We start from the raw sequence: 10,721 nt of genomic DNA, 5'->3' as shown, positions 1-10,721 counted from the left end.
AACACGGCACAATAACCACGACCACGTGGCCTACTTTTCACCGTCGCTTCTGGCCTAGTTTTCGACCGTCGTCAACACTAAGTGCCGGCAGTTCGTAGAACCGCTCACTGTGGGCGAAGGGGGACTTGAACCCCCACGTCCCGAAGGACACTGGCACCTGAAGCCAGCGCGTCTGCCATTCCGCCACTCGCCCGAGCAACCGGGGGAGCCTATCACGGGTCCCCCGCCCCTTTAAAAATCGGCTCCGGGCCGCGGCCCGGTGCCGCCTGGCCCCCGGGCCGGTCACTGTGATCCCTTCGTGACCTGGTCTTATCCGATTCTCCGCCATAGAAGGGTGCCGCCGCAGCACCCCGGGTCGATACCATGTCCAGGGCGGATGCAGCTGAGCGACACGCCGCGGCAGCGTCCCCGACAGGGCTAGTGACGGCGGAGAGTTAGGCGGGTAGCAGCTTGGACAGCCAGCGTGGGCTGGTTCATCGCATCGAGCGCAAACTCGAATCCGCTGTGGAGGACGCGATGGCCCGAGTCTTCGGAGGGGAAGTCCTCCCCGAGGAAGTCGAGGCTGCGTTGCGCCGTGAAGCCGCCGCCGGGGTGCGTTCCCTTACGGGAAATCAACTTTTGGCGCCCAACGAATACGTCATTACCCTCGGTGGGGACGACTACGACAAGCTGGGCGCCGACCAGAACCTGACGTCGAAAGCCTTCGCCCGGCATCTGGCCGGGTACATCGGCGAACAGGGGTGGCAAACGCATGGTGACGTGGTTGTTCGGTTCCAGGAGTCGCCGAGCCTGCGAACCGGCCAGGTCCGCGCACGGGGCGGCGTCAACCCTGACGCCCGCCCCCAAGAAACGCCCCATGAATCCCGCCCGCCACAATCAGTTCATGCGTTTACCGCAGATACAGGAGTGCCACCGATGACCGATAACCCGAGCTACCGCGGCGCCCACGGGCAGGATCGTCCCGGCGACGAGCACTACGACCCCCGCTACGGTCGGCCCGCCGACGATGCTCGCGGCGGTCCGGACCCGCGTGGTCCCTACACTCCCGAGCCCGAGCACTACCAGCCGGAGCAGCGCGGCGGCTGGCCCGAGCATGGCCAGGGTGGCCACGGCGCGTACGCCCCGCCGCGTCGTCCCGAACAGGGTGGCTACCCCGGCCAGGGTGGCGGCTACGCCCCGCCGGCCCAGCCGTACGAGCAGCGTCCGCCCAGCGGCTACGGCGCTCCCGCCGGATATGAGCAGGGCTACCCCCAGCACCAGCCCCCGGCATCCGCCTACCCGGCCGGCGGCCCACCCGGCTACGGCGAGTACGAGCGCCCGCCGGCCCGCCACGAGGAGTACGCCTACCCCGAGGGCCAGTACGAACAGCGCCCCGCCTACCCCGACCAGGGCGGGTATGAGCAGGGTGGCCAGTACGGCCGGCAGGACTACGGCCAGCCGGGATACGGCCAGCCCGGCTACGGCGAGGCCCCTGCGGCTCCCGCCGCCTACGACTACGGCCAGCCGGGCCAGGGCGGCTACGGCGAGGCTGCGGGCGCCCAAGGGGGTTACGACTACGGCCACGACTACGGCCAGGCGGCCCAGGGCGGTTACGGGGAGGCTGCGGGCGGCGGCTACGGCCAGCGCGCCTACTCCGCACCCACCACGGTGACCCTGCAGCTCGACGACGGCAGCGGCCGGACCTACCAGCTGCACGAAGGCACCAACGTGGTGGGCCGCGGCCAGGACGCCCAGTTCCGGTTGCCCGACACCGGGGTCTCGCGCCGTCACCTCGAGATCCGGTGGGACGGCCGGGTGGCCCTGCTGTCGGACCTGAACTCGACCAACGGCACCACGGTGAACAACGCCCCCGTCCAGGAATGGCAGTTGGCTGACGGTGATGTCATCCGGCTGGGACACTCCGAGATCATCGTTAGGGTCCACTAGGCACGGCGGGCAGCGCCGCCGGCCGATAAAACCCAAACCAGCAAGCGCTGCCGCTTCGCCCTACGGCCGCCCGCGCCCAAGTATCGTGACCTTGCCGAAGTGCTCCGTCCCCCGGAGCACGCTGTGGGCTGCGCGACGACGGAGAGGACGCCGGATGCAGGGACTGGTACTGCAGCTGACGCGAGCCGGTTTTTTGACGTTGTTGTGGCTGTTCATCTGGTCGGTCCTGCGGATTCTGCAGGCCGACATCTACGCACCCGCCAACGCGGTGATGGCCCGCCGCGGGCTGTCCATTCGGGGCGTGCTGCTGCCACCGCGTCAGCAACGGACCGGCGCGCGCTATCTGGTGGTGACCGAGGGACCGTTGACCGGGGTCCGCATTGCACTCAGTGATCAGCCGGTTCTGGTGGGCCGCGCCGACGACTCCACGCTGGTGCTCACCGACGACTACGCCTCCACCCGGCACGCTCGGCTGTCGCAGCGGGGCACGGAATGGTATGTCGAAGATCTGGGATCGACCAATGGCACCTACCTTGACAGGGTGAAAGTGACCACTGCGGTACGGGTTCCGATCGGCACGCCGATACGCATCGGCAAGACCGCGATCGAGCTCCGCCGGTGAGCCTGGTTCTGCGGTACGCCGCCCGCAGTGACCGCGGTCTGGTGCGTTCCAACAACGAGGACTCCGTCTATGCCGGAGCTCGGCTGCTGGCCCTGGCCGACGGCATGGGCGGGCACGCGGCCGGGGAAGTCGCGTCACAACTGGTGATCGCCGCGCTGGCGCACCTCGACGACGACGAGCCCGGCGGCGACCTGTTGGCCAAGCTGGAAAGCGCCGTGCAGGAGGGCAACGCGGCCATCGCGGCCTATGTCGAAGAGCACCCCGAGCTCGAAGGCATGGGCACCACCTTGACCACCATCCTGTTCGCCGGTCCGCGGCTGGGGCTGGCCCACATCGGCGACTCCCGCGGCTACCTGTTGCGCGACGGCGAGCTCACCCAGATCACCAAGGACGACACGTTCGTGCAGACCCTGGTCGACGAGGGCCGCATCACCTTGGAGGAGGCGCACAGCCATCCGCAGCGCTCCCTGATCATGCGGGCGCTGACCGGCCACGAGGTGGAGCCGACGCTGATCATGCGCGAGGCGCAGGCCGGCGACCGTTACCTGCTGTGCTCCGACGGGCTGTCGGACCCGGTGAGCACCGAGACCATCTACGAGGCGCTGCAGATCCCCGACGTCAACGAGTGCGCGCTGCGCCTCATCGAGTTGGCGCTGCGCGGCGGCGGCCCCGACAACGTCACGGTGGTGGTGGCCGATGTCGTCGACGTCGACTACGGCCAGACCCAGCCGATCCTGGCCGGGGCCGTCTCCGACAGCGACGACGACCATCTGATCTCCCTCGACACCGCCGCCGGTCGGGCATCGGCGATCTCCCCGCGCAAGACCGTCGCCAAGCGGGCGCTGCCGCGCATGGAAACCCCGGAGCGGCCGCCCCGCTCCCGGCGGCGCATGTTTCTGGTCGCGGTACTGCTGCTGGCCCTGCTGGGCGCCGGGCTGCTGATCGGGCGGGCGGTGGTCCGCACCAACTACTACGTCACCGCCTACGGCGGCACGGTGGCGATCATGCGCGGCGTGCAGGGCTCGATCCTCGGTGTGCCGCTGCAGGAGCCCTACCTGCTCGGCTGCCTGGACAGCAAGGGCGAGCTGGTACAGATCAGCTTCAGTCAGTCCGGCGACATACTGAGCTGCCGGCTGATGACGCTGCAGGACCTCCGCCCGCCGGCCCGCCAACAGGTCAGCAACGGCCTTCCCGCCGGCACACTCGACGACGCGATCACCCAACTGCGCAATCTGGCCCACGACGCACTGCTGCCGCCGTGCCCGCACGGCACCACCACCAGCACCACCCCGTCGCGCAGCCAATCCCCGGGGCTCGTCCCGACCGGTCCGCGGCCCGGACCGCCTCCGCCACCACGAAGCTCCGGAAAGCCCCGCCCGCCGACCCTGACCAACCTGCCGCCGGCCCCTCCAGAACCGGGGACCGACTGCCGGACAGCCTCATGACCCGCGTCGAGGAGGAGGCAGGGCGCGGCGATGGGCAAGACCAGGGCGATGTGAGCACCGCGCCGCAGCCCCCGGTGTCGGTGACCCCGGCGCTGCCGGATCGACGTAATGCCGAACTGCTGCTGTTGTGCTTCGCCGCCGTGATCGTCGCGGTGGCGATGCTGATCGTCGAGGCCGGTCACGAGCAGGGCCTGCGCTGGGACCTGGTCGGTTACGGGGTCGCCTTTCTGATGCTGTTCGGCTTCGCGCACCTGGTCATCCGGCGATCGGCACGTTATGCCGACCCGCTGCTGCTGCCGGTGGTGGCCCTGCTCAACGGCCTCGGGCTGGTGATGATCCACCGCATCGACCTGGGGGTCGCGATCGACGGCGCCGACGCTCGTCCCGGCGTCAGCGCGCAGATGTTGTGGACCCTGGTGGGTGTCGGCGTCTTCGCCCTGGTGCTGGTGACGCTCAAGGATCACCGCCAGCTCGCCGGCAGTGGCTACATCTGCGGCCTGGTCGGCCTGGTGCTGCTGGTGATCCCCGCCCTGCTGCCCGCATCGCTGTCCGAGAGCCAAGGCGCCAAGATCTGGATTCGGTTGCCGGGCTTCTCCATTCAGCCCGCCGAATTCTCCAAGATCTTGTTGCTGATCTTCTTTGCCGCGGTGCTGGTGTCCAAACGCCGGCTGTTCACCAGCGCCGGCAAGCACGTCTTGGGTATGAACCTGCCCCGGCCCCGCGACCTGGCGCCGCTGCTGGCCGCCTGGGTGATCTCGGTCGGCGTCATGGCGTTCGAGAAGGACCTCGGCACCTCGCTGCTGCTGTACACGTCGTTCCTGGTGGTGGTCTACCTGGCCACCCGCCGATTCAGCTGGATGGTGATCGGCCTGCTGCTGTTCATCGCTGGCAGCACGGCCGCCTACTTCCTGTTCAGCCACGTTCGGGTGCGCGTGCAGACCTGGCTGGACCCCTTCGCCGACCCGGAAGGTGCCGGCTACCAGATGGTGCAGTCCCTGTTCAGCTTCGCCACCGGCGGCATCTTCGGCACCGGGCTGGGCAACGGCCAGCCCGGTTATGTGCCCGCGGCGTCGACGGACTTCATCATCGCCGCGTTCGGTGAGGAACTGGGTCTGGTCGGGCTCGCCGGCGTGCTGATCCTGTACACCATCGTGATCGTGCGCGGTATGCGGACAGCCATCGCGGTGCGCGACAGCTTCGGAAAGCTGTTGGCCGCCGGTTTGGCCGCCACCTTGGGCATTCAGCTGTTCATCGTGGTCGGCGGCGTGACGAAGCTGATTCCGCTGACCGGCCTCACCACGCCGTGGCTGTCCTATGGCGGTTCGTCGTTACTGGCCAACTATGTGCTGCTGGCGATCGTGCTGCGCGTCTCGCACGCGGCCCGCCGTCCGCTGAGCACCCACCCGGTGCGTCCGGCTCCGATGGGCGACACCGGCACGGCGGTGATCGAGCGCGTATGAATACCTCACTGCGTCGCGTGACCATGACCCTGATGGCGCTGATCGTGCTGCTGTTGGGCAATGCCACCCTGACCCAGGTCTTCGCCGCCGACGGCCTGCGCGCCGACCCGCGCAACCAGCGGGTGCTGCTCGACGAATACTCCCGGCAACGCGGCCAGATCACCGCCGCCGGCCAGCTGTTGGCCTACTCGGTGGCGACCGACGACCGGATCAAGTACCAGCGCATCTACCCCGACCCGGAGGTCTATGCCCCGGTCACCGGGTTCTACTCGCTGCGCTACTCCAGCAGCGGCCTCGAGCGCGCCGAGGACACCGTGCTCAACGGCTCTGATCCGCGGTTGTTCGGCCTGCGGTTGGCCGACTTCTTCACCGGCCGCAGCCCCCGCGGCGGCACGGTCGAGACCACGATCCGGCCCCGGGTGCAGCAGGCCGGCTGGGAGGCCATGCAGAAGGGCTGCACCGGCGGCTGCCGCGGCGCGGTGGTGGCCGTGGAGCCCAGCACCGGCAAGATCCTGGCGATGGTGTCGGCGCCGTCGTATGACCCCAACCTGCTGTCCTCGCACGACTCGGCCCAGCAGGGGCAGGCTTGGCAACAACTGCGTGATGACCCCGCCTCACCATTGACCAACCGGGCCATCAGCGAGACCTACCCCCCGGGCTCGACGTTCAAGGTGATCACCACAGCTGCGGCGCTGCAGGCCGGCGTCAACGAGAACGAGCCGCTCACCAACGCGGCGCGCATCGCGCTGCCCGACAGCACGGTCACGCTGGAGAACTACGGCGGCACCACCTGCGAGGGCACCAATGAGCAGACCGTTCCCCTGCGGGTGGCGTTCGCTCGTTCCTGCAACACCGCGTTCGTTCAGTTGGGTATTCGTACCGGCGTGGACGCTCTGCGCAGCACTGCCCAGGGGTTCGGGCTGGACACCACCCCCGAACCGATCCCGCTGCAGGTCGCCGAATCCACCGTCGGCCGGATCGGCGACGCGGCCGCCCTCGGCATGACCAGCATCGGCCAGAAGGATGTCGCGATCACCCCGTTGACGAATGCGATGGTCGCCGCGGCCATCGCCAACGGCGGCATGGCGATGCAGCCGTACCTGGTCGACGGTCTGGAGGGGCCGGACCTGGCGGGTATCGCCACCACCCAACCGCACGAGCAGCAGCGTGCAGTGTCCTCGCAGGTCGCGGCTAAGCTAACTGAACTAATGATCGACGCCGAAAGAATGACCCAGCAGGAGGGGGCCATCCCGGGCGTACAGATCGCGTCGAAGACCGGTACCGCCGAACACGGTCCCGATCCGCGGAACACCCCGCCGCACGCGTGGTACATCGCCTTTGCCCCGGCCAACGCCCCGAAAGTGGCCGTTGCCGTCGTGGTCGAAGGCGGCGGCGACCGCTTGGCAGCCACCGGCGGTGCCCTGGCCGCACCGATCGGGCGCGCCGTCATCCAAGCAGCCCTGCAGGGGAGCTCATGAGTCCCCAGGTCGGCGCGGCACTGGCCGGGCGTTATCGGTTGCAGCGGCTCATCGCCACGGGCGGTATGGGTCAGGTGTGGGAGGCCGTCGACAATCGGCTGGGTCGCCGGGTCGCGGTCAAGGTGCTCAAGCCGGAGTTCTCCTCGGACCCGGAGTTCATCGAGCGGTTCCGCGCCGAGGCACGCAACACCGCGATGCTCAACCACCCGGGCATCGCCAGCGTGCACGACTACGGCGAGACCGAACTGGACGGCGAGGGCCGCACCGCGTTCCTGGTGATGGAGTTGGTCAACGGTGAGCCGCTGAACTCTGTGCTCAAGAGGACCGGGCGGTTGTCGCTGCGGCACGCCCTGGACATGCTGGAGCAGACCGGGCGCGCACTGCAGGTGGCGCACAGCACCGGGCTGGTGCACCGTGACGTCAAGCCCGGCAACATCATGATCACGCCCACCGGCCAGGTGAAGATCACCGACTTCGGTATCGCCAAGGCCGTCGACGCCGCCCCGGTCACCCAGACCGGCATGGTGATGGGCACCGCCCAGTACATCGCCCCGGAACAGGCGCTTGGTCAAGACGCCACCGCAGCCAGTGACGTGTACTCGCTGGGTGTGGTGGGCTACGAGGTGCTCTCCGGCCGTCGGCCGTTCACCGGCGACGGTGCGCTGACCGTCGCGATGAAACACATCAAGGAGCCGCCTCCGCCGCTGCCGGCGGAGTTGCCGCCCAACGTGCGGGAACTGATCGAGATCACGCTGGCCAAGAACCCGAGCATGCGCTACCGCAGTGGCGGCCCGTTCGCCGACTCGGTGGCCGCGGTGCGATCCGGGCGCCGGCCCACCCGGCCCAGCCAGGCGCTGCCGGCCGGACGCGCCGCCCCGTCGGCCATCCCATCGGGCGTCACCGCCACCCGCGCCGCCGCACCCGTGTCGGCCCGGGCCACCGCGGCACGCCGGGCCCGGCCCAGCGGCAACCATCGCACGCCCCCACCGCGGCGCACCTTCACCGCCGGGCAGCGCGCACTGCTGTGGGCGGCCGGCGTGCTCGGCACGCTGGCGATCATCATCGCGGTGCTGATCGTGGTCAACGCCAAGAGCCCGGGAGGCTCGCTGGCGCCGGCCACCGTCACCGACACCGGGGCACCGCTGACCAGCTCGCCCGCCCCGGAACCATCGGAGCCACCGCCCGCGCACTCGTCGGGGTGGACTTGGCAGAGGACGTCGCCGTGACCACGCCTCAGCGGCTTTCCGACCGCTACGAACTCGGCGAGATCCTCGGCTTCGGCGGGATGTCGGAGGTACACCGCGCCGTCGACACCCGGCTGCATCGCGAGGTGGCGGTGAAGGTGCTGCGCGCCGACCTAGCCCGCGACCCCAGCTTCTACCTGCGTTTCCGGCGCGAGGCCCAGAACGCCGCTGCGCTGAACCACCCGGCGATCGTGGCCGTCTACGACACCGGTGAAGCCGACACTCCGGCCGGCCCGCTGCCCTACATCGTGATGGAGCTGGTGGAGGGCGTCACGCTGCGCGACATCGTGCACAACGACGGCCCGATGCCGCCGATCCGCGCCATCGAGGTGATCGCGGACGCCTGCCAGGCGCTGCATTTCAGCCACCAGCACGGCATCATCCACCGCGACGTCAAACCGGCCAACATCATGATCGACGAGCACAACGCGGTGAAGGTCATGGACTTCGGCATCGCGCGTGCCGTCGCCGACGCCGGCAACAGCGTCACCCAGACCGCCGCCGTGATCGGCACCGCCCAGTACCTGTCACCCGAACAGGCTCGCGGCGACACCGTCGATGCGCGTTCCGACGTCTACTCACTGGGCTGCGTGCTGTACGAAATCCTCACCGGCGACCCGCCTTTCGTGGGCGACTCGCCGGTGGCGGTGGCCTACCAGCACGTCCGCGAAGACCCGGTGCCTCCGTCGCAGCGGCTCCCGGGCCTGCCTCCCGATCTGGACGCCGTGGTGCTCAAGGCGCTGGCGAAGAACCCGGACAACCGTTACCAGACCGCCGCGGAGATGCGCGCCGATCTGGTGCGGGTCCACAACGGTGAGACGCCCGAAGCTCCTCGGGTGCTCACCGAGGCCGAACGCGCCTCGATCATGACGCCGCGCCCCGGCGACGGCTCCGGCGCGCACACCGACCCGCTGCCCCGCCAGGAACTCGACTTCGGCCATGAGCGGCCGGGGTCGGTGGGCCGCTGGCTGATCGCGGCGATCGTGCTCGCCGTGCTGACCGTGATCGTCACGGTGTCGATCAACGCGTTCGGCGGCCGCACCCACCAGATTCAGGTTCCCGACGTCAGCGGATATGCGTCGGTCGACGCGGTCGCCGAGCTGCAGAACAAGGGCTTCAAGACCCGCACCGAGCAGCGCGCCGACTCCACCGTCCCACCCGACCACGTGATCGGCACCGACCCGCCCGCCGGCGCCCCGGCGAACAAGGGCGACAGGATCACCGTCGAAGTGTCTTACGGGCCGGAACAGCGCCAGGTTCCCGACGTGGCGACCCTGAGCTACGCCGACGCGGTCAAGAAGCTGACCGCCGCCGGATTCGGCAAGTTCAAGCAGGTCGACTCGCCGTCCACCCCGGAACTCAAAGACAAAGTGGTGGGCACCAACCCGCCGGCGAATCAGACCACCGCGGTCACCAACGAGATCATCATCGTGATCGGCAGCGGCCCGGCCACCAAGCCCGTGCCCGACGTCACCGGCCAGCCGGTGGAGCTGGCGCAGAAGAACCTGGCCGTCTACGGCTTCACCAAGATCACCGAGGTCACGGCGGACAGTCCGCGTCCGGCCGGTGAGGTGATCGCCACCAGCCCGCCCAGTGGTGAGACGGCGCCCCTCGACGCGGTGATCGAGCTGCGGGTGTCCCGGGGCAACCAGTTTGTGATGCCCGATCTGACCGGCATGTTCTGGACCGACGCCGAACCGCAGCTGCGGGCGCTGGGCTGGACCGGAGTGCTGGTCAAGGGCGCCGACATCGACGGCGGCGGCTCCGGGCACAACCGGGTGCTCTACCAGAGCCCGGCGGCCGGCCAGGGTGTGAACACCGACGGCAACATCACGCTGCGTTTCGGCCAGTAGCTACGGAACGGGAGCGGGCGGGCGGGCGTTCTGCACCGTCGCGGAGATCTCCGCCTCCAGCCGGCGCACCAAGGCGTCGTCACAGGTGTAGCCGCAGTAACCCAGCCAGTTGGCCAGCATCCGGTGCCCGCCCTCGGTGAGGATGGACTCCGGGTGGAACTGCACCCCGTGGATGGGCAGCTCGGTGTGCCGCACCGCCATGATCACCCCGCTGCGGGTGCGGGCCGTCGCCTCCAGGACGGGGGGCAGCGTCTCGGGCAGGATCGTCAGGGAGTGGTAGCGGGTGGCCGTGAACGGGTCCGGCAGACCCTTGAGCACCCCGGCGTCGGTGTGGAACACCGTGCTGGTCTTGCCGTGCAGCAGCTCGGGCGCCCGGCCCACGGTGCCGCCGAATGCGACGCCGATCGCCTGGTGTCCCAGGCAGACCCCCAGCACGGGAATCCCCGCGGCCGCGCAGGCGCCGACCAAGGCGATCGAGGCGCCGGCACGTTCCGGTGTCCCCGGTCCGGGGCTCAGCAGCACGCCGTCGAAGTCGGCCACGGCAGCGGCGGGGTCGGCGAGGCGGGCGTCGTCGTTGCGCCAGACGGCAGCCTGCACACCCAGCTGGCCCAGATACTGGACCAGGTTGAACACAAAGCTGTCGTAATTGTCGACGACGAGGATCCGCACGACCAACAGGCTACCGCCGCGCGC

At 69.4% G+C, this 10,721-nt stretch carries 8 protein-coding genes and 1 tRNA gene; 7 read left to right on the top strand and 2 right to left on the bottom strand.

The window, feature by feature from the left end; all coding sequences use genetic code 11:
• Positions 1 to 110: 110 nt before the first annotated feature.
• Positions 111 to 193, bottom strand: a tRNA-Leu gene (locus AWC18_RS14410).
• Between the two features lie 257 nt (positions 194 to 450).
• Here AWC18_RS14410 and AWC18_RS14405 point away from each other — a divergent pair.
• The 7 genes from AWC18_RS14405 to pknB all read left to right on the top strand — a co-directional run bounded on the left by AWC18_RS14405 (position 451) and on the right by pknB (position 10,028).
• Entirely contained in the window at positions 451 to 1,926 is a 1,476-nt protein-coding gene (locus AWC18_RS14405) for an FHA domain-containing protein (protein ID WP_085139169.1), read from the top strand.
• Between the two features lie 154 nt (positions 1,927 to 2,080).
• A complete protein-coding gene (locus AWC18_RS14400; protein WP_064998820.1) occupies positions 2,081 to 2,548 on the top strand; it encodes an FHA domain-containing protein FhaB/FipA in 468 nt (155 codons plus the stop codon).
• Positions 2,545 to 3,993 (top strand): PP2C family protein-serine/threonine phosphatase, encoded by a 1,449-nt coding sequence (locus tag AWC18_RS14395; RefSeq protein WP_085139168.1) that lies wholly within the window; start codon positions 2,545 to 2,547, stop codon positions 3,991 to 3,993. Before AWC18_RS14400 ends, AWC18_RS14395 begins: the two co-directional genes overlap by 4 nt.
• A 50-nt stretch (positions 3,994 to 4,043) precedes the next feature.
• On the top strand, positions 4,044 to 5,453 hold the full coding sequence (gene rodA, locus AWC18_RS14390) for a peptidoglycan glycosyltransferase RodA (RefSeq protein ID WP_064998848.1): 1,410 nt from the start codon (positions 4,044 to 4,046) through the stop codon (positions 5,451 to 5,453).
• Positions 5,450 to 6,931 carry a D,D-transpeptidase PbpA gene (gene pbpA, locus AWC18_RS14385; RefSeq protein ID WP_064998818.1) on the top strand — a complete coding sequence of 494 codons (1,482 nt, stop codon included), beginning with the start codon at positions 5,450 to 5,452 and terminating at the stop codon, positions 6,929 to 6,931. Before rodA ends, pbpA begins: the two co-directional genes overlap by 4 nt.
• A complete protein-coding gene (locus AWC18_RS14380) occupies positions 6,928 to 8,157 on the top strand; it encodes a protein kinase domain-containing protein (RefSeq protein WP_064998817.1) in 1,230 nt (409 codons plus the stop codon). The genes pbpA and AWC18_RS14380 overlap by 4 nt, the downstream gene beginning before the upstream one ends.
• Positions 8,154 to 10,028, top strand: coding sequence for a Stk1 family PASTA domain-containing Ser/Thr kinase (pknB, locus tag AWC18_RS14375; protein ID WP_085139172.1), 1,875 nt, complete (start codon positions 8,154 to 8,156; stop codon positions 10,026 to 10,028). Before AWC18_RS14380 ends, pknB begins: the two co-directional genes overlap by 4 nt.
• On the opposite strand, the gene AWC18_RS14370 is transcribed toward pknB, so the two are convergent.
• A complete protein-coding gene (locus tag AWC18_RS14370; protein WP_064998850.1) occupies positions 10,029 to 10,697 on the bottom strand; it encodes an aminodeoxychorismate/anthranilate synthase component II in 669 nt (222 codons plus the stop codon).
• Between the last annotated feature and the right edge of the window lie 24 nt (positions 10,698 to 10,721).

The organism is Mycolicibacter nonchromogenicus, from assembly GCF_002101775.1.
GTDB lineage: Bacteria > Actinomycetota > Actinomycetes > Mycobacteriales > Mycobacteriaceae > Mycobacterium > Mycobacterium nonchromogenicum.
This window is presented reverse-complemented; position numbering and strand designations above follow the sequence as displayed.

Bases quoted from the DNA above. Each gene is read 5' to 3' on its own strand.
- AWC18_RS14400 (WP_064998820.1), top strand. From the start codon at position 2,081: ATGCAGGGACTGGTACTGCAGCTGACGCGAGCCGGTTTTTTGACGTTG.
- pbpA (WP_064998818.1), top strand. From the start codon at position 5,450: ATGAATACCTCACTGCGTCGCGTGACCATGACCCTGATGGCGCTGATC.
- AWC18_RS14380 (WP_064998817.1), top strand. From the start codon at position 6,928: ATGAGTCCCCAGGTCGGCGCGGCACTGGCCGGGCGTTATCGGTTGCAG.